Below are 18770 nucleotides of genomic sequence, written 5' to 3'. Positions count from 1 at the left end.
ACCGGACATACCCGGCGCCTGACCGCTGGGACGCTAGCACCGGGCCTGCCTGCTGGCGACCCCCTCATCCCAGGCGATGCGCCCCACGGCGCCCGCGATGCCCACCGCGAGGAACAGCAGGCCGGCCACCATCGGGAACGAGAACGCGTCGAACAGGGCCAGGCTCACGGCTCCCGCGGCGACGGACGCGGCCACGGACTGGGCCAGGTGGCGGTCGGCCTCGACAGTGGCCGCGCGCCGGGCCCGACGTGCCGCCGTCCAGGCCGCCACCACCATCGCGAGCATCGCGATCAGGCCCACCACCCCGATCTCGATCAACAGCAGCAGGTACTGGTTGTCGAGGATCCGATACGAGGGGAGGAACGTGGAGAAGCCGCGGCCGACGACGGGGTCGCGCGCCACGAACTCGAGCGCCACGGAGTAGCCGTCGGTGCGGGAGCGGGCGCTGCTATCGGCGCCGATGCCGGTGAACATGCCGGTCAGCGTGCCGAGCATGCCGGGGATGCCGACGAAGACCAGCGCGCTGATCGCGGCGACGAACAGCAGGGCGAGGCGCCGCCGCACGGGCGGCCACGCCGGGATCATCACCGCGAGGACCGTGACCGCGCCGATCAGCGCGGACCGGGAGATCGACAGCGGGATGGCCAGCGCGAGCGCGAGCAGCGGCCACCAGCGCCGCAGGGCGCCGAGGTGGGTCGCGTGGAACGCGCGGTGCAGCGCGAACGGCAGCAGCATCGTCACGGCCACGCCGAACTCGATGGGATGGATGGCGGTGCCAGCCGGGCGCGCGAAGCCGTCCCTGTCGTAGACGTTCGCGAGGGTGGCGTTGGCCGTCAGGCCGGGGATGTCGATCCGGTCCACCCACGACTCCTTGGTCGCGAACTGCACGATCCCGACCAGGGCCAGTGCTCCGCCGGCCACGGCGAGCCGGGAGAGCAGCGTCGTGAGCCGTTCACGGTCCGCGATGCCGTCGTGCGCGAGGAGCGCGACGCCCGTCCAGCCGAGCAGCGCCACGAGCCCCAGGTCGGCGGTGCCGACCTCCTCGGAGACGATCGGGCGGGCCATCGCGTTGACGTAGCTGGCCAGCACCGCGGCGCCAAGCAACAGCACCGTCCGGCGCACCGGCGCGGGCGGGGCCGGCTCGGGCTCGCTGCGGTGCAGCCGGTGCCACACCCACCACAGCGCGCATCCGCAGCCGAGCAGCAGGGAGGGGGTCCCGGCGCCGCCGAGCGGGGCGAGCACCAGCCGGGACGGGATCGCGATGAGGAGCAGCACGTAGGCGCTGAGCAGGCCGACCCCGTCGCCGAACGTCGACGGCGCGACGTCGGCGCGCGGCAGCGCCAGCCGGCGGGCCGGGGAGGCGCGTGGCGGGCTGGTCACCGCCGTGCGGGCGGCGAGGGTGGCGCGCCGAGCAGGTGGCGCAGGTCGGCGATCGAGCGCGGGACGGCATCGCGATCAGGCCCACCACCCCGATCTCGATCAACAGCAGCAGGTACTGGTTGTCGAGGATCCGATACGAGGGGAGGAACGTGGAGAAGCCGCGGCCCCGATCACACCAGTACAGCGTCCAGCTATACCTCCCGGCGTAAGATCGTCGGCAGCGTCAGATGGGTAAAAGAGCCAGGCCTCAGGCTGGACCTCCGCTGTTGTCCGCGCGCCCGCCCTTGCCCGGGCGCCCGCGCGTGGCCGGCCCGCACGCCGTGCTCGGGCCAGGAGCGACGCGTCGAGCAGGCCGATGGCGAGCGCCGCGCCCACGAGCCCCACGGCGCCCGCGGCTGTGACAGCGCGCATCCGCGCCGTGGTCACGGCCTCGGGCTCGAGGTCCTGGGTGAGCACCATCGAGTCGATCTGGGCGTCGGCGGGGACGTGGAGCGTGTCCTGCAAGGCGAGCAGCGTTGCGGGCAGCCGGTCGAGGACGGCGTCCCGCACGGCCTCGGCCTCGACGGGCGTGCTCGCGCGGCCCGTGATCACCAGGATCGGGCCGCTGGTGGTCCAGTCGGGGATCACCTCGAACTCGGCGCCCGGCACCTCGTCCTCCACGTCGGCCACTGTCTCGCCCGACATCAGCGAGCGGGTGAGGATGTCCACCGCCTGGTCGAGGTCCCCGAGGAAGAGGTAGGGGTTGCCTCCCTCGCCCACGGTGGTCTGCGGCGGCAGGAGCACGACGTCGCCACCGGACTCGAACGTCGGGGGCACCAGCACGTAGGCCAGCACGCACAGGGCCACCGCCAGAAGGGCCCCGGCGAGGGTGAGGTACCAGCGTCGCGCGAGCGCGCCGCCGAGCTCCTTGAGGTTCATCGTCTCCCTGTTCGTGAGGGGCCGTCGCCCAGCGCGGTCCTCGCAGCATAGATCGGGCAAAAGCCGCATACGGGCCGTGAGCGCCGCACTCACACTCTTCACCCACAAATGTGACCCTTACGGCCCAGTATGTCCCCATATGCCTGGCAGGATGACGTGCCAGAGGGGGTGACATGACCGTCATGGGGGTGCTGCTGGCCGCGCGCCGGCGCTGGTGGGCAGTCGTCATCGGCCTGCTGCTCACCGCTCTGGCCTGCGTGACGGTGGGCCGGGCGCCGGGGTCGTACTGGACCCAGGTCGACGTCGTGTTCCTCGCGCCCGCGAGCGTCCGCTACCCGAACACCCTCGAGGTCACCTCGCAGAGCATCATCGCCACGGCGGGGATCGTCTCGCACCGGGTCGACGACGGCGCCGCCGTCACCCAGCTCGCGTCGTCCGGCACCAGTCTGGTGGGCCTGGGCGTCCGCGAGGGGCAGGCCGTGCGGCTGCCGAACTCCGGCGGCCAGTGGGCCGAGAACTTCGAGCGCCCAGTCCTCGACGTGCAGGTCGTCGGGCCCACCGCCGCGGAGGTCCAGCAGCGGGCCGCCGTGCTGCTGGAGCGGATCGAGCAGGCGTTGGCCGATCTCCAGGAGGAGGCGGGCGTCGAGGCCGCCAGCCGGATCGTCATCGACCAGGCGCCGCGCGTCCCGGTGGTCCAGCACATCGGCGCCCGGTCCACGCGGGCGACAGCGGTCTCGCTCGGCCTGGGCCTCCTGCTCACCCTCGCCGCCGTCCTCACCGCCGACAAGCGCCTCGGCGCCCGGCCCCGCGCCGATCTCACGGAGGCTTCCTGATGCGCACCGTCCTCGTCGTCTATGGCACACGCCCCGAGGCCATCAAGCTGGCGCCCGTCGTCGCGGGCCTGGCGGCCTCCGGGTCGCTGCGACCCGTGGTGGTCGTCACCGGGCAGCACCGGGCGATGCTCGACCAGGTCAACAGCCTGTTCGGCATCGTGCCGGCCCATGACCTGGACATCCTGCGCGAGCGCCAGGACCTCACCGGGGTCACCACCCGGTCCCTGCAGGGCCTCGTCCGGGTGCTGGCCGCCGAGCAGCCTGACCTCGTGGTGGTGCAGGGCGACACCACCACGAGCTTCGCGGCCGCCCTCGCCGCCTCCTACGCGCAGGCGCCCGTCGCGCACGTCGAGGCGGGGCTACGCACCGGCGCGCGCTACGACCCGTTCCCCGAGGAGCTCAACCGGCGCCTGACGTCCGCGTTGACCACGCTGCACCTGGCGCCGACGCCCACCTCGCGGGAGAACCTGCTCGCGGAGGGCATTGACCCAGCCGAGGTGGTCGTCACCGGGAACACCGTGATCGACGCGCTGCTGGACGTGGTCTCCCGGGACCTCCCGTTGCAGGACCCGGCGCGGCGCCGCGTCGGGGGCGCCGAGCGCGTCGTGCTCGCCCCCAGCCCCGGGCGGGAGGCGTGGGGCGAGCCGATGGCGCGCCCCGGCCGGGCGCTCGCCCGCCTCGCCCGGGCATTCCCCGACGTGCTGTACGTGCTCCCCGCGCACCTCAACCCCGCCGTCCGGGAGGTGCTGCTGCCGCCGGTGCGGGGCCTGGCGAACGTGCTCGTCACCGAGCCCTTGGGCTACTCGGACATGGCCCGGCTGATGGCGGCGTCGACGTTGGTCGTCACCGACTCGGGCGGTGTGCAAGAGGAGGCGCCCAGCCTCGGCAAGCCGGTGCTGGTGCTGCGCGAGACCACCGAGCGGCCCGAGGCGGTGCTCGCCGGGACCGTCCGGCTGGTCGGCACCGACGAGGACGTCGTGGTCGAGGAGGTCACTCGGCTGCTGGTCGACGCCGACGCGCACGCCCAGATGGCGCATGCCGTGAACCCCTACGGCGACGGCCAGGCCGCGCGCCGGGTGGTCGGCGCCATTGAGCACCTGTTCGGGCTCGGGCCACGTCCCACGGACTTCATGCCGGCTCCGGCGCGCGACCTGGCGGCCGAGCTCGCCTGAGCAGGTGGGCGAGCGGGCGGGCGGCCGGTGGGCCGCCCGCCCGCTCAGCGCCAGACGCCCCGCGTGTCGTAGACGACCTTGCCCTCGAGCCGGGACCGGCTCATCGAGCGGAACTGGTCGTGGTCCACGAGCAGCACCACGATGTCGGCGTCGTCGATCGCCTCACTGGCGGCTTGCAGGCGCACCCGGGGGCGGTCGGCCAGCTCACGCGGCAGCGTCTCGGTGTACGGCTCGACGACCCGCAGGTCCAGGTCGGGGAGGGCGTCCGCGATGGCCGCGACGACGTCCACCGCCGGGCTCTCGCGCAGGTCGTCGACGTTGGCCTTGAAGGCCAGGCCCAGGCACACCACCGTGGGGTCGCGGAACCGGGCGGTCTTCGCGACCACCTGGGCGGCGACGTGCAGCGGCTTGCCGTCGTTGACCTCGCGCGCGGCGCGGATCAGCGGGGTGAGGTGCGGGGCGGCGCCCACGATGAACCAGGGGTCCACAGCGATGCAGTGCCCGCCCACGCCGGGCCCGGGGGACAGGATGTTCACCCGCGGGTGGTGGTTGGCCAGCCGGATGACCTCCCACACGTCCAGGCGCAGGTGCTCGCTCACCAGGGACAGCTCGTTCGCGAAGGCGATATTGACGTCGCGGTAGGCGTTCTCGACGAGTTTGGCCATCTCGGCGCTCGCCGCGTCCGTCTGCAGGATCGCGCCCTGCGCGAAGACCCGGTAGAGCGCCTCGGCGCGCGCGGCGCAGCGGGGCGTGATACCGCCGACCACCCGGTCGTTGGTGATCATCTCGATCATGATCCGGCCGGGCAGCACCCGCTCCGGGCAGTGCGCGACATGCACATCGGGCACGCCCTCGCCCTCATGGGGCAGCCGCAAGTCGGGCCGCAACTCGGCGAGCCACCGGCTGACCAGCTCGGTGGAGCCGGGCGGGGACGTGGACTCCAGCACCACGAGCTCCCCGCCGCGCAGCCGCGGGGCGATCTGCCCGACGGCGGCCCGCACATACGACAGGTCGGCCGTGCGGTCCGGGAGGAAAGGCGTCGGCACCGCGATGATGAACGCGTCCGCCTCGGGGGTCTCGGTCGTGGCCGTCAGCCGCCCGATGCTCACGGCGCCGCTCACCGCGACCGCGAGGTCGGGCTCCACGAAGGGGACCTGGCCGTGTGCGACGGCCTTGACCGTGTCCTCGTTGACGTCCACGCCCACCACGTCGATCCCGCGCGTCGCGAGCGCGACGGCCGTGGGCAGGCCGATGTAGCCGAGCCCGATCACGGCCACCCGGCCGCTGAACTGCTCATCCGTGGACATCGTTCCCCCTGCGCGTGAGTGCGGGAGCCGTGCGGCGCAGCGGCGCCACCGGCCGGACGAGCTCGCGCGCGACGAGCGCCACGAACCTCGTGTTGGTGACCAAGTACCTCTTCCACAGCCGGCCCGGCTCCTGGGCCAGGCGGTACGCCCACTCCAGGCCGAGTCGCTGCCACGAGCGCGGGGCCCGACGGGTGCGCCCGGCGAGGATGTCGAACGAGCCGCCCACGCCATGCAGCATCGGGACGCCGAGGCGCGGGCCGTGCGTGGCCAGGAAGACCTCCTTCTTGGGCGAGGTCATCCCCAGGAAGAGCATGTCGGCGCCGCTCGCCGAGATCTCGGCGGCGACGGCCTCGGACTCGGCGTCGGTGAAGTAGCCGTCCCGGCTGCCCACCACCCGCAGCCCGGGGAAGCGCGCCTCGACGCGGGCCACGAGCTCGCGCAGCACCTCGGGCCGGGCGCCGAGCAGGTACACCGACCGGCCCTCCCGGCCGCCCAGCGCGAGCAGCTCCTCGAACAGGTCGATCCCCGCCACACGCTCGGGGAGCCTGCGGCGCAGCAGCCGGCTCGCCCAGACCACCGACTGGCCGTCCGCGAGCAGCACATCGGCCTCGAGGAGCGACTCGCGCAGCAACGGGTCGCGTCGCAGGTTGACGACCTTCGCGGCGTTGACGACCCCGACCAGGAGCCGCTCACGCTCCCGCATGGCGTCGTCGCAGCGCTGCACCGCCTCGGCGAGGGTGAGCCCGTCGAGCTGCAGCCCGAACATCAGGCGGCGGGCCGCAGCCGGCCGGTCGACCGGGGCGCCCTCGAACGTCGGGTTGTCACGGTCGGCGGTGCTGCGGAGGGAGGTCTCCGGGGTGGTCATCTCGGCTCCGGTCTCGGGGTTGCGGGTTCTGAAGTGCGTGCGTCTGGGGAGCGCCGGTCGGTGGAGCGCCAGGCGTAGACGAGCCAGCCCAGCTCATAGGGGCGGCACTCGTGGTCCACGACCGACGGCGGCATCAGCCGTGCGAGGCCGGGGAGGCGCAGTCGAGGCGCCACCGCCGTGGTGGCGGCGGCGATCTTGCGCATGGCCTTCGCCAGCTCGCGGCGGCCGACCTTGCGCCACACCAGCGCATGGCGCTCGGAGACGAGGTCCTCGAGCACCTCGGGGTGCGCGTCCAGCCAGTCGAGCCCCCGCTCCACCGAGGCGAGGTGGTCGTCGCCGCCCGCCTCGCGCAGGTCGAGCAGGGCCATCGGGCCCATGGCGTGCTGGTGGACGCTGTACACGGGGTAGCCCTCGACGACGTCCCCGGTGCGCGCGTCGTAATGCCACCACCACTGCCCGGCGACGCCTTGCAGCGCGCAGATCCGCGCGGCGCAGCGGTTCGCGGCGGCCAACGCCTCCTCGTCCGGCATCGCGGCCGCGAGCCGGGCTAGGGCCTGGATCGGGTAGACCTGGTCCGCGAAGCATCCGACATGCGCGCGGAGCCGGCCCTGGGACGCGGCGGGGAGCGCATGCGGGAAGATCCCCTGTGGTCCCTGCGCGGCGAGCAGGCGCTCGCGGGCGGCGGCTCGCACGGCTGCGGCGACCGGGTCGGGCCCGTGCCGCTCGATGGCGAGCGCGGCGGTGAGCATCCATGCGGTGTCCACCGTGGGCAGTGGGCCTCCCGCGTCGAGCAGGCGGTGCAGGCGTTCGAGCAGGCGGCCGAGCCCGTCCGTCGGCCAGGCGCCGCCTGCCTCGGCGCCCGCCCAGGCCGCCAGCGCGACGGCCCCGGGGTCGCGGTGTGCTGCGGCGCGCTCGACGACCTGGCCCGCGAGCTCGGCGGCGGTGAGGCTGCCATGCGCGGCCCGCTGCTCCGCCGGCGGCAGCCCGGCGAGGCCGAGCGCGACGATCGCCGCGTACCGCAAGTTCGACCCCTCGGCCCGCAGCGTGACGCCCGCGTCGCCGCGCACCGCCCGCACCGTCTGGGCGAAGAGGCCGGGCGCGGGCACGACCGCTGCCGGCAGGCCGCGCACGGCGAGCGCGACCAGCGCGTCGACCCGGGCCCGCCGCGCGGCAGCCAGCACGGAGGCGCGGTCCGGGGGCGCCGCCCCCTGCGCGGCGCCCCCGGGCGGCAGCCCCCGGTCTGTGGTGGTGGGTGACTGCGGGGCGCTGGTCTGCGGGGTCGTGCTGATCGGTGGCTGCGGCATGCTGGTCCTCTCGTCCGGCCGACAGTGGTGGGGTGGGCGCCGGGCCGATGTCAGCCGTCTCGCACGACGGCGGGGGACCAGGCCTGCGGGATCAGCACGCGCGCCGCCGCGTCGGGCCGCGCGGGGATCGCCCACACGTCCGTGACGCCGATGTCGTCCTCACGCGGCATGCCGTAGAGCAAGGTGTCGTCGTCGAGCCAGGCGACCTGGTCGTCGACGTCGCGCTCCTCGGCCAGCACCGTCTCGGCGCCCGTCGCCAGGTCGAGCACCGCGATCGCCCAGTAGGGCGTGGCCCCGTCGCCGACGTCCCGCTTGAACGCGACCCGCGTCCCGTCGGGGGACAGCGAGGGGCACTCGACGTTCTCGCGGAGCGCGTCGAGCGTGCGCGCGGACAAGCTGCCCCGCACCAGCCAGGTGGCGCTCGCCGACTGGGACGCGGCCGTCGCGTAGAAGACGTCGTCGTCGACGAAGGTGACGCCCCAGATGTTGCGGTCGAGCGCGGTGAACGGCTCGCCGCCCACCGTCAGGGCGAACTCCTCGAGGTTGCCGAACGTCGAGCCGTCGGCCTTGTGCACGACGGTCTCGGTGGAGAAGCCGACGCTGGCGTAGGAGTGCCCGGTGACGAAGGAGGTGGTGGCCAGCAGCGTCCCGTCGTCGGACAGGCGGGTGCGGCTGGGCAGCCCGGGCAGCGGCCAGGTCTGCACCGTCTGCCAGTCCGCGTCGAGCAGGCGCGCCTCGTATCGCGTGACGACGCCGCGCAGGGTGCGCAGGCATGAGGCGGCGTCGGGCGTCGCGTCGACCCGATCACATGCGACGTCCGTGAACGCGCGTGGCCCGTCCGGCGCGTCGATCGGCACGGCGGCCACCAGCCCATACTCGGCGCCGGGCGCGGTGCTGCGGAACACCAGGTGCGGGCCCTGCCGCACCTCGTCCAGCCCGACCTGTGCGACGGGTGGCGCGGCCGCTGTGCGGGCCTGCACGGCGCGGCGCTGCATCGCGGCGTACGCCACGATCCCCCCGACCACGATGGCGCAGAGCACGGCCACGGCGAGGATCCGGGCGCCCGGGCGCCTCATGAGCGCCCGCCGGGCGATGCCGCGCCCACAGGGCTCGGCGCGGGTGTGCGGTCGACCGGGCGCAGTGCCCACCAGCACGCCGGCAGGGCCACGGCGAGGAGCCCGGCGATGGTGAGCATCGCGGGACCCCGGCCCACCGTGTGCCAGAGCAGCCCGAAGCCGATCGAGGCGACCATCCGGGCGACAGCCACCACCGTCTGCGCCGAGGCGATGGCGGTGGCGCGCGCGTCCGGGTCGACGAGCCGCCCGGCGATGGCCGCGAGCACCCCGTCCGTCGCCGCGTAGAAGACGCCGATCAGCACCAGGGCGACGATGGTGGCTCCGGCCCATCCGGTCTGCAGCCCGGCGCAGAGGTACGCGCCGACGAGTGCCACATGCCCCGCCACGAGGACCCGCCCCCGGCCCACGCGGTCTGCCAGCCGGCCGACGGGGATCGCGAGCAGCAGGGAGGCGAGGTTCGAGCCGACGTACAGCAGCGGGAACCACGTCGTGGCGAAGCCGTCCCGGGCTTGCAGCGCGAGGTAGACGAAGCCGTCGCCGACGGTCAGCAGGCCGAGCGCGCCGGCCACCAGCAGCAGGCGGCGCAGCCGGGGGTCGGCGAGGTGGCGCAGCACCCCCGGCGCCGTCACGGGGCGCGGCGTCGTGCGCGGCTCCGAGTCGAGGGACTCCGAGGCGACGGGCCCGCCAGGGCCGGCGGGATCGGTGGGTCCGGTGGGATCGGCTCCGCGCTCGCGGTCCCGGCGCGGGCGCGCATCCGGCACGAGCAGCCCCAGCACTGCCACGCCCAGCACCGCGCAGCCGAAGGAGAGCACGAAGACCGAGCGGTACCCGTCGGGCACGGCCCACAGGATGAGGAAGGCCAGCAGTGGTCCCAGTGCCGCGCCGACGGTGTCGAGCATGCGGTGCACGCCGAACGCCCGCGCCACGTGGTCGGGGTCGGCGGCCGCCGAGATCATCGCGTCGCGGGGGGCGGTGCGGATGCCCTTGCCGACGCGGTCGACCGCGACGAGCGCGGTCACGGCGCCGAACCCGGTGGCGAGGAGCAGGCCGCCGCGGGTGAGGGCGGAGAGCCCATAGCCGGCGAACGCGACCCATTTGGGCCGGTCGCCGCGATCGGCGGCCCATCCGCCGCCGACCCGGACGAGCGCGCTCATGCCTTGCAGCAGGCCGTCGACGATCCCGTAGGCGATGGTCGACAGGCCCAGGGCGGCGGTGAGGTACACCGGCAGCACCGCGGCCACGGCCTCGGAGGAGATGTCGGTGAGCAGGCTGACCACGCCGAGCGTCACGACGACGGAGGGCACCCGCCCGCGGCTGGCCGAGGTGGGCGATCGATCGACGGCGGGTCGGTCCCGGAGTGTCACGTACACGTCAGGCCCTCACCTGGGCGCGTCCTCGGCGTGCGCCGTCCGCGCGGTGGGGCACGCGGAGACGAGTGGGCAGGTCCATCGGGCACCTTGCTGGTCGAGCTCCGCGCACAGGCATGGCCAAAGCGGGGCGAAAGGGATGAAAGCGGGCGAAGGATACGGTAGCCGCCGCGAGCGTCCCCGTGTCCGATCTATCCGAATCATGAGGGTTTTTCACCCAGCTGCCCGGCCGCTGCCCGCCCGCCTGGCGCGGGCGCCCCCGTCCGTCGCCGGACACCGCCCGGGTGTCAGACGCCGCACGTAAGATGGCGCACGCACCCCGGATCCCCTCGGATTCGGGGCTCTCGTGCTGCCGTGCCCCTCGCCCGGCCGTCCTCCGCCACCGCGGACAGGTCCCGGGCAAGGCCCGAAGGGAACCATGGACCTCACCGGAATCCTGCCCGCCGTCCTCGCCGACCCCGCAGCCGCCCGAGCACTCGAGCTGGCGTCCGCGCGTGGCCAGGTCGACATCGTCGGCCCCGCCGGCATCCGCCCGCCGTTGCTCGCCGCGCTCGCGGGCGCGCACCAGCCGGGCGACGCCCCGCAGGCCGCACGGCCCCGTCCGCTCGTCGTGGTCACCGCCACCGGGCGGGAGGCCGACGAGCTTGCCGCCGCCCTGCGCTGCTATCTGCCCGACGACGACGTCGCGGTGCTGCCCGCGTGGGAGACGCTGCCCCATGAGCGGCTCTCCCCGCGCAGCGACACCGTCGCCCGTCGGCTCGCGGTGTTCCGCCGCCTCGCCCACCCGAGCGTCGAGCTGGGCCTCGCCGGGCCCATCCGCGTGCTGGTCATGCCGGTCCGCGCGATGCTGCAGCCGGTGGTCGCGGGCCTCGGCGAGCTCGAGCCCGTGTCGCTGGCGGTGGGCGCCCGCGTCGACCTGGCCGATGTCGCCGACCGGCTCGTCGCCGCGGCCTACCAGCGCGTGGACATGGTGGAGAAGCGCGGGGAGTTCGCCGTGCGCGGCGGCATCCTCGACGTGTTCCCGCCCACCGAGGACCACCCGCTGCGCATCGAGTTCTGGGGCGAGGACGTCGAGGAGATCCGCTGGTTCTCCGTCGCCGACCAGCGCAGCCTCGAGGTCGCCTCGCACGGCGTGTGGGCGCCGCCGTGCCGGGAGATCCTGCTGACGGACGAGGTGCGCGAGCGCGCGGCGTCGCTGGTGGGCGAGCTGCCCGCCGCCGCGGAGATGCTCGACAAGCTCGCGTCCGGCATCGCCGTCGAGGGCATGGAGTCCCTCGCGCCGGTGCTCGTCGACGAGATGGTCCCCGTGCTCGACCTCGTGCCGGATGACTCCCTGCTCGTGCTCGCCGACCCCGAGCGGGTGCGCCGCCGGGCCCACGACCTGGCGGCCACCACCGACGAGTTCCTCGCCGCCGCGTGGACGTCGGCCGCGGCGGGCGCGCAGACCCCGCTCGACCTGTCGGCCGCGTCGTTCGCCACCTTCGCCGAGGTGCGGGCGCTCGCGGAGGTGCGCGGCCTCGGCTGGTGGACGCTCAGCCCGTTCACGCTCGACGTCGACGCCACGGGCGGCGCCGAGCCCGGCAGCACGCCGTTCGTGGACCCCGACGCGGGGGAGACGCTCGTCGTCGCCGCCCGCGAGGTGGAGCGGTACCGGGGCGACGTGGCCCGCGCCGTGGCGCATCTGCGCGAGCACCAGCAGGCGGGCTGGCGCGTCGTGCTCGCCACCGAGGGGCACGGCCCGGCCCAGCGCATGACCGAGCAGCTGCGCGCCGCGGACGTGCCCGCGCGCCTGGTGCCGCAGATCACCGAGGCGGCCGAGCCCGGCGTCGTGCTCGTGGTGCCGGCGCCTGTGGGCCCCGGGTTCGTCTTCGAGGAGCTGGGCCTGGCCGTCCTCTCCGAGTCCGACCTCACCGGTCGCGCCGGATCCTCCACGCGCGACATGCGCCGGATGCCGAGCCGCCGGCGCAACACCGTGGACCCGCTGCAGCTCCGCCCGGGCGACTACGTGGTGCATGAGCAGCACGGGGTCGGGCGCTTCGTGGAGCTCGTGCAGCGCACCATCGGCTCCGGCGCCAGCGCGGCGACCCGCGAGTACATGGTGGTGGAGTACGCCGCGAGCAAGCGGGGCCAGCCGGGCGACCGGCTGTTCGTGCCCACCGACCAGCTCGACCAGGTCACCAAGTACGTGGGCGGCGAGTCGCCGGGCCTGAGCAAGATGGGCGGCGGCGACTGGGCCAAGACCAAGAGCCGCGCGCGCAAGGCCGTCAAGGAGATCGCCGCAGAGCTGATCCGCCTCTACGCGGCGCGGATGGCGACGTCAGGGCACCAGTTCAGCCCCGACACCCCCTGGCAGCGTGAGCTGGAGGACGCGTTCGCCTACGTCGAGACCCCCGACCAGCTCGTCACGATCGACGAGGTCAAGGCCGACATGGAGAAGCCGATCCCGATGGACCGGCTGGTGTGCGGCGACGTCGGCTACGGCAAGACGGAGATCGCGGTGCGCGCGGCGTTCAAGGCCGTGCAGGACGGCAAGCAGGTCGCCGTGCTGGTGCCGACGACCCTGCTGGTGCAGCAGCACCTCGACACGTTCCTGGAGCGGTACGCGCCGTTCCCCGTGACAGTCAAGGCCCTGTCCCGGTTCCAGTCGGCCGCCGAGAGCAAGGCGGTTGTCGAGGGGCTCAAGGACGGCTCCGTGGACGTGGTCATCGGCACGCACCGGCTGATCACCGGCGAGGTGCGGTTCAAGGACCTCGGGCTGGTGATCGTCGACGAGGAGCAGCGCTTCGGCGTCGAGCACAAGGAGACGCTCAAGGCGCTGCGCACCAACGTGGACGTGCTCGCGATGAGCGCGACCCCCATCCCGCGCACGCTCGAGATGGCTGTCACGGGCATCCGCGAGATGTCCACGCTGGCGACCCCGCCGGAGGAGCGCCACCCGGTGCTGACCTTCGTCGGGCCGTATGAGGAGAAGCAGATCTCCGCGGCGATCCGGCGCGAGCTGCTCCGCGAGGGGCAGGTCTTCTACGTGCACAACAAGGTCGACTCGATCGAGCGCACGGCCGCGCGGCTCGCCGAGCTCGTGCCCGAGGCCCGCATCGCCGTGGCCCACGGCAAGATGCAGGAGAACCAGCTCGAGCAGGTCATCGTGGACTTCTGGGAGAAGAAGTTCGACGTCCTGGTCTGCACCACGATCGTCGAGACGGGCCTCGACATCTCGAACGCGAACACGCTCATCTTGGAGCGCGCGGACCTGCTGGGCCTGTCCCAGCTCCACCAGCTCCGCGGGCGCGTGGGCCGTGGCCGCGAGCGGGCCTACGCCTACTTCCTCTACCCGCCCGAGCGCCCGCTCACCGAGACGGCCCACGACCGGCTCCAGACCATCGCGGCCAACACAGACCTGGGCGCCGGCATGGCCGTGGCGATGAAGGACCTGGAGATCCGCGGCGCGGGCAACCTGCTGGGCGGCGAGCAGTCCGGGCACATCGAGGGCGTCGGCTTCGACCTGTACATCCGCATGGTCGGCGAGGCCGTCGCGTCCTACCGGGGCGAGGCCGAGGAGGAGGCGCCGGACGTCACCATCGAGCTGCCCGTCGACGCGCACATCCCGCACGACTACATCGCGCATGAGCGGCTGCGGCTCGAGGCGTACCGCAAGATCGCGTCGGCGACCGACTCGGCGCAGCTCGGCGAGGTCCGCGCCGAGCTCGTCGACAGGTACGGGCCGGTGCCCGACGCCGTGGCGAACCTCTTCGAGGTGGCCGACTTCCGCACCCACGCGCGCGCCGCGGGGATCGCGGACGTCACCGCCCAGGGCAAGTTCGTGCGGTTCGCGCCCGTGGACCTGCCCGAGTCGGCGCAGCTGCGGCTCAAGCGGCTCTACCCGGGCACTGTGCTCAAGCCCGCGGTGCGCACCATCCTGGTGCCGTTCCCGACGACGGCGCGGATCGGCGGCCGCCCGCTGCACGGCGGCGAGGTGCTCGCCTGGGCACGGCAGCTCATCGACGCCGTGATCAGCGGCGACGTGTCGGCGGCCGCGCAGGTCGGCACCGGGTCGGCTGGACGATGAGCTGGACGGCCACGGCGCCCGCAGCGCCTACGATGGGCCGGTCCGCAGTGCGACGACGCAGGAGGTCCCCACAGTGACGGCGAAGAATTCCCGGGCGGTCAGGCCGCGTCGAGCAGCTGCGGCAGCCGCAGGGCTCGCCGTCGCGGGCCTGCTCGCCGGTTGCAGCGGCCAGCCCGGCGCCGCCGCCGTCGTGGACGGCGAGGAGATCAGCGCGTCCGAGCTCCAGGACACGGTCGCCGAGATCGGGCCGTTCCTCCAGGGCTCCTCGCCGCTCAGCGTGCTCACCGTGCTCGTGCAGACCCCCGCGGTGGACCGGGTCGCGGCCGAGTACGGCGTGGCGGCGTCCAACGAGGACGCCGACGCGCTGCTCGACCAGCTCGCCGCCCAGTCCGGCATGGCCGACGCGTCGTTCGGCAAGGGCGCCCGGGCCGTGGCGCGCTTCTCGCTCGAGATCACCGCGCTCCAGGCGCTGCCGAACGCGTCGGAGGCCCTCGTGCAGCTCACCGAGGAGGTCGCCGACGCGGACCTCGAGATCAGCCCTCGCTACGCCGAGGTGGTGGGCGAGAACGAGATCGTCGCCCCCGTCCGCGACTGGCTCGTGGCGCCCGGGGACTCGTCCGGCGGATGAGCCCGACCCCGGCTGGTCGTGACGTGGGGGAGCCCGGCGCGGGCCTGCGCGAGCTGGTCGAGGTCATGGACCGGCTGCGCTCGCCGGGCGGATGCCCGTGGGACGCCGAGCAGACCCATCTCTCGCTTGTGCCGTATGCGCTCGAGGAGGCCCACGAGGTCGCCGAAGCCATCGAGCAGGGCGACCGCGCGGGGATGCGCGAGGAGCTGGGGGACCTGCTGTTGCAGGTCGTCTTCCACGCGCGGATCGCGCAGGAGGACCCGGACGACCCGTTCGACGTCGACGACGTCGCCCGGGGCATCACCGCGAAACTGGTCCGGCGCCACCCGCACGTCTTCGCCGACGCCTCCGAGGTCGGCAGCCTCGAGGACCTGCACGTCCAGTGGGACCGGATCAAGGCCGAGGAGAAGCGGCGCGGCTCGGTGCTGGACGGCATCCCCGCGACGCTGGGGGCGGTGGCCCGCGCGCAGAAGGTCGTGTCCCGCGCGCGGCGGTCCGGCCATGGCGAGCTGGCCCCCGACCTCGCGGCGGACACGGCGCCTGATCCCGCGACGCTGGGCGAGCGCTTGCTGGCGCTGATCGCCGAGGCGCAGTCCGCGGGGGTGGACGCTGAGCAGGAGCTTCGTGCGGCAACCCGGGGACTGGAGTCCCAGGTCCGCGCGGCAGAGGGCTCGGCAGAGGCTGAGACGCCTCCTTCCTGAGCCGGATCGTCTCAATATATGGACAATGCCTGCCGGATCAGGTCGAAGGTCCGGGGTTGAGGGAGGTCACCCTCACAACAATGAGTGGCGGTTGCCTGACGGCACGCTGTGGATCAGAGGAAGGGCCAGATGATGAGGATCGGCGTCCCGCGCGAGCAACGCCCGGGTGAGCGGCTAGTAGCCGCGACGCCCAAGACTGTCGCGCAGCTCGTCAAGCTCGGCTACGAGGTCGTCGTCGAGCAGGGAGCGGGCGCCGCGGCGAACTTCCCCGACGTGGCGTACTCCGATGCCGGGGCGAGCCTGGGCAGCGCCGCGGAGGTGTGGGCCAGCGACGTCATCACCTCGGTGGAGGCGCCCGGCGACGCGCAGATCGAGGCGTTGCAGCCCGGCGCCACCGTCGTGTCGATGATGTCCCCCGCCACACACCCCGAGCTGCTGAAGGCGCTGGCCGCGCGCGGCGTGAACGCGCTGGCGCTCGACGCCGTGCCGCGTATCTCGCGCGCGCAGGCCCTCGACGTGCTCTCGACGCTGTCGAACGTGGCCGGCTACCGCGCCGTCATCGAGGCCGCCGAGGAGTACGGCGGCATGTTCAGCGGCCAGGTCACCGCCGCGGGCAAGACGCCGCCGGCGCACGTCTTCGTGATCGGCGCCGGGGTCGCGGGCCTCGCCGCGATCGGCGCGGCGGGCAGCCTCGGCGCCCAGGTGCGGGCGTTCGACGTCCGCCCCGAGGTCGGCGAGCAGATCGAGTCGATGGGCGCGCAGTTCGTCCAGGCGCAGACCGCCCAGCAGGAGGTCAGCTCCGACGGCTACGCGAGCGCCCTGACTGCCGAGCAGGAGGAGCTCACGGCGCGCATGTACGCCGAGGAGACCCGCCAGGCGGACATCGTCATCACCACCGCGCTGGTGCGCGGCCAAGCCCCCACCACGATCACCGCCGAGATGGTCGCCGCGATGCGGCCCGGCTCGGTCATCGTGGACCTCGCGGCCTCCGGCGGCGGCAACTGCGAGCTCACCGTCCCCGGCGAGCGCGTGGTCACCGAGAACGGCGTGGTGATCCTCGGCTACACCGACCTCACCAGCCGCATGCCGCAGCACACCTCGCAGCTCTACGGCACGAACATCGTGCACCTCATGGCGCTGCTCACCCCCGAGAAGGACGGCCAGCTCGTCCTGGACCTCGAGGACGTGGTCCAGCGCGGCATGACGGTGGTCGGCGCGGGGGAGGTGCTCTGGCCGCCGCCGCCCGTGCAGGTCTCGGCGGCGCCCGCAGCGCAGCCCGAGGCGGCGCCCGTCGCCCCTGTCGACCCGGCTGAGGCCGCTCGCGCCGCGCAGGTGCGCGGCCAGCGGCGGATGGCGATGGCCGGCCTCGGCGCCGTGCTGCTCGCCCTCGCGCTGATGTTCGTCCCCGCGGCGTTCCTCGGGCACTTCACGGTGTTCGTCCTCGCGGTGGTCATCGGCTACTACGTCATCTCGAACGTGAGCCACTCGCTGCACACGCCGCTGATGGCACAGACCAATGCGATCTCAGGGATCATCCTCGTCGGCGCGCTGCTGCAGATCGGCTCGGAGAGCTGGATCGTCTCGACGCTGGCGTTCATCGCCGCGGCCGTGGCCAGCATCAACATCTTCGGTGGGTTCCTGGTCGCGTACCGCATGATCGGCATGTTCAGGAAGGACGCCTGATGTTGACGTCGCTCGCCCAGGCCGTGTACCTCATCGCGGCCGTCCTGTTCGTGCTGTCCCTCGCGGGACTCTCCAAGCCTGAGTCCGCCCGGCGCGGCAACGTGCTCGGCATGGTCGGCATGGGCCTGGCCCTGTTCGCCACAGTCCTGCTCGCCGCGCAGAACTCCGAGCGGCCCGTCTACGTGACGCTGATGCTCATCGCCCTCGTGTTCCTCATCGGCGCCACGATCGGCACCTGGCAGGCCCGCAAGGTCGAGATGACGCAGATGCCCGAGATGATCGCGATGCTGCACAGCTTCGTGGGCCTCGCGGCGGTGCTCGTCGGCTTCAACTCCTACCTGACAGAGGCACCCGACACGGTGCACCTCGTCGAGGTGTTCCTCGGGGTGTTCATCGGCGCGGTGACGTTCACCGGCTCGATCGTGGCGTACCTCAAGCTCGCCGCGAAGATCTCCTCGGCGCCGCTGATGATCCCCGGCCGCAACTGGCTGAACCTGGGCGCCGTGGTCGCCGCGCTCGGCCTGATGGGCTGGTTCATCGCGGACGCCGCCCTCGCGCCGCTGATCGCCATGACGGTGATCGCGCTGCTCGTCGGGTGGCACCTGGTGGCGTCCATCGGCGGCGGCGACATGCCGGTGGTCGTCTCGATGCTCAACTCGTACTCCGGGTGGGCTGCCGCCGCTGCCGGCTTCATGCTGAGCAACGACCTGCTGATCGTGGTGGGCGCCCTCGTCGGCTCCTCCGGCGCGATCCTCAGCTGGATCATGTGCAAGGCGATGAACCGCTCGTTCATCTCGGTGATCCTTGGCGGGTTCGGGGCCGAGGGCGGCACGGTCGTGGCCTCGGACACGGACTACGGCGAGCACCGCGAGGTCAGCGCCGCCGATGTCGCGGACATGCTCAAGAACGCCCGCTCGGTGATCGTGACCCCCGGCTACGGCATGGCCGTGGCGAAGGCGCAGTACCCCGTGGCGGACCTGGTCCAGCGGCTGCGCGCCCAGGGCGGGACCGTGCGGTTCGGCGTGCACCCCGTCGCGGGGCGCCTGCCCGGCCACATGAACGTGCTGCTCGCCGAGGCCAAGGTGCCGTACGACATCGTGCTCGAGATGGACGAGATCAACGACGACTTCGCGGACACCGACGTCGTGCTCGTGATCGGCGCCAATGACACCGTGAACCCCGCCGCGCTGGAGGACCCGGGCTCGCCCATCGCGGGCATGCCGGTGCTCGAGGTGTGGGGCTCGCGGCAGGTGATCGTGTTCAAGCGGTCGATGGCCACCGGCTACGCGGGCGTGCAGAACCCGCTGTTCTTCCGGGAGAACACCGCGATGCTCTTCGGGGACGCCAAGTCCCAGGTGGAGAACATCATCCAGGCGTTCTGAGCCGTTCGGCAGGCGCCCGCACCGCTCCGGGGGAGACCTCGGAGGGTGCGGGCGTGTGTCGTTTCCGCGTCCAGGGCTGTCCAGCGGC

At 73.4% G+C, this 18770-nt stretch carries 14 protein-coding genes; 7 read left to right on the top strand and 7 right to left on the bottom strand.

All coding sequences use genetic code 11. The features are described from left to right. Positions 1-33: 33 nt before the first annotated feature. Both BN3788_RS09415 and BN3788_RS09410 read right to left on the bottom strand, forming a co-directional pair. Entirely contained in the window at positions 34-1380 is a 1347-nt protein-coding gene (locus BN3788_RS09415) for an O-antigen ligase family protein (RefSeq protein ID WP_066584967.1), read from the bottom strand. Positions 1381-1479: 99 nt separating this feature from the next. Further along, on the bottom strand, positions 1480-2298 hold the full coding sequence (locus BN3788_RS09410; protein WP_066584965.1) for a hypothetical protein: 819 nt from the start codon (positions 2296-2298) through the stop codon (positions 1480-1482). A 173-nt stretch (positions 2299-2471) separates the two neighbouring features. Here BN3788_RS09410 and BN3788_RS09405 point away from each other — a divergent pair, with 173 nt between their 5' ends. Together BN3788_RS09405 and wecB are read left to right on the top strand one after the other, a co-directional pair. After that, the gene (locus tag BN3788_RS09405) at positions 2472-3131 is read left to right on the top strand and encodes a hypothetical protein (RefSeq protein WP_066584963.1); all 660 of its coding nucleotides are present in this window, start codon (positions 2472-2474) and stop codon (positions 3129-3131) included. After that, entirely contained in the window at positions 3131-4303 is a 1173-nt protein-coding gene (gene wecB / locus BN3788_RS09400; protein ID WP_066584955.1) for a non-hydrolyzing UDP-N-acetylglucosamine 2-epimerase, read from the top strand. The genes BN3788_RS09405 and wecB overlap by 1 nt, the downstream gene beginning before the upstream one ends. A 44-nt stretch (positions 4304-4347) precedes the next feature. Here wecB and wecC read toward each other — a convergent pair whose 3' ends face one another. Genes wecC through BN3788_RS09375 form a run of 5 tightly spaced genes read right to left on the bottom strand, consistent with a single transcriptional unit; the run spans position 4348 to position 10159 of the window. Next, the gene (gene wecC / locus BN3788_RS09395; protein WP_066584953.1) at positions 4348-5610 is read right to left on the bottom strand and encodes a UDP-N-acetyl-D-mannosamine dehydrogenase; all 1263 of its coding nucleotides are present in this window, start codon (positions 5608-5610) and stop codon (positions 4348-4350) included. Further along, positions 5597-6475 (bottom strand): WecB/TagA/CpsF family glycosyltransferase, encoded by an 879-nt coding sequence (locus BN3788_RS09390; protein ID WP_082812761.1) that lies wholly within the window; start codon positions 6473-6475, stop codon positions 5597-5599. The genes wecC and BN3788_RS09390 overlap by 14 nt, the downstream gene beginning before the upstream one ends. Further along, positions 6472-7779, bottom strand: a complete 1308-nt coding sequence (locus tag BN3788_RS09385) for a hypothetical protein (protein WP_199824761.1) — start codon at positions 7777-7779, stop codon at positions 6472-6474. The genes BN3788_RS09390 and BN3788_RS09385 overlap by 4 nt, the downstream gene beginning before the upstream one ends. 50 nt (positions 7780-7829) lie before the next feature. Further along, positions 7830-8855, bottom strand: a complete 1026-nt coding sequence (locus BN3788_RS09380) for a TolB-like translocation protein (RefSeq protein ID WP_066586954.1) — start codon at positions 8853-8855, stop codon at positions 7830-7832. Further along, positions 8852-10159: an MFS transporter gene (locus tag BN3788_RS09375; RefSeq protein WP_234346582.1), complete on the bottom strand. Its 1308-nt coding sequence runs from the start codon at positions 10157-10159 to the stop codon at positions 8852-8854. The genes BN3788_RS09380 and BN3788_RS09375 overlap by 4 nt, the downstream gene beginning before the upstream one ends. A gap of 481 nt (positions 10160-10640) precedes the next feature. Between BN3788_RS09375 and mfd the strand changes: the two genes are divergently transcribed. The 5 genes from mfd (at position 10641) to pntB (ending at position 18682) form a co-directional block, all read left to right on the top strand. After that, positions 10641-14288, top strand: coding sequence for a transcription-repair coupling factor (gene mfd / locus BN3788_RS09370; RefSeq protein ID WP_066584952.1), 3648 nt, complete (start codon positions 10641-10643; stop codon positions 14286-14288). A 73-nt stretch (positions 14289-14361) separates the two neighbouring features. Continuing rightward, positions 14362-14916: a hypothetical protein gene (locus BN3788_RS19495; protein ID WP_066584951.1), complete on the top strand. Its 555-nt coding sequence runs from the start codon at positions 14362-14364 to the stop codon at positions 14914-14916. Next, complete coding sequence (locus tag BN3788_RS19490) at positions 14913-15617, top strand: MazG family protein (RefSeq protein WP_066584950.1); 705 nt, start codon at positions 14913-14915, stop codon at positions 15615-15617. Before BN3788_RS19495 ends, BN3788_RS19490 begins: the two co-directional genes overlap by 4 nt. 132 nt (positions 15618-15749) lie before the next feature. Beyond that, positions 15750-17300, top strand: coding sequence for a Re/Si-specific NAD(P)(+) transhydrogenase subunit alpha (locus BN3788_RS09355; RefSeq protein WP_066586948.1), 1551 nt, complete (start codon positions 15750-15752; stop codon positions 17298-17300). Next, positions 17300-18682 (top strand): Re/Si-specific NAD(P)(+) transhydrogenase subunit beta, encoded by a 1383-nt coding sequence (gene pntB, locus BN3788_RS09350; RefSeq protein WP_066584947.1) that lies wholly within the window; start codon positions 17300-17302, stop codon positions 18680-18682. Before BN3788_RS09355 ends, pntB begins: the two co-directional genes overlap by 1 nt. Positions 18683-18770 lie beyond the last annotated feature (88 nt).

Origin of the sequence: Cellulomonas timonensis (assembly GCF_900046455.1) — a bacterium.
Taxonomy (GTDB): domain Bacteria; phylum Actinomycetota; class Actinomycetes; order Actinomycetales; family Cellulomonadaceae; genus Cellulomonas_A; species Cellulomonas_A timonensis.
The sequence above is the reverse complement of the archived record's forward strand: the minus strand, read 5'-3'. Positions and strand labels throughout refer to the sequence as shown.

Coding starts and splice junctions, on each gene's coding strand:
- BN3788_RS09385 (WP_199824761.1), bottom strand. CDS start 7,779: ATGCCGCAGCCACCGATCAGCACGACCCCGCAGACCAGCGCCCCGCAG.
- pntB (WP_066584947.1), top strand. CDS start 17,300: ATGTTGACGTCGCTCGCCCAGGCCGTGTACCTCATCGCGGCCGTCCTG.
- BN3788_RS09405 (WP_066584963.1), top strand. CDS start 2,472: ATGACCGTCATGGGGGTGCTGCTGGCCGCGCGCCGGCGCTGGTGGGCA.
- BN3788_RS19490 (WP_066584950.1), top strand. CDS start 14,913: ATGAGCCCGACCCCGGCTGGTCGTGACGTGGGGGAGCCCGGCGCGGGC.
- mfd (WP_066584952.1), top strand. CDS start 10,641: ATGGACCTCACCGGAATCCTGCCCGCCGTCCTCGCCGACCCCGCAGCC.
- wecB (WP_066584955.1), top strand. CDS start 3,131: ATGCGCACCGTCCTCGTCGTCTATGGCACACGCCCCGAGGCCATCAAG.
- wecC (WP_066584953.1), bottom strand. CDS start 5,610: ATGTCCACGGATGAGCAGTTCAGCGGCCGGGTGGCCGTGATCGGGCTC.
- BN3788_RS09410 (WP_066584965.1), bottom strand. CDS start 2,298: ATGAACCTCAAGGAGCTCGGCGGCGCGCTCGCGCGACGCTGGTACCTC.
- BN3788_RS09355 (WP_066586948.1), top strand. CDS start 15,750: ATGAGGATCGGCGTCCCGCGCGAGCAACGCCCGGGTGAGCGGCTAGTA.
- BN3788_RS09390 (WP_082812761.1), bottom strand. CDS start 6,475: ATGACCACCCCGGAGACCTCCCTCCGCAGCACCGCCGACCGTGACAAC.
- BN3788_RS09380 (WP_066586954.1), bottom strand. CDS start 8,855: ATGAGGCGCCCGGGCGCCCGGATCCTCGCCGTGGCCGTGCTCTGCGCC.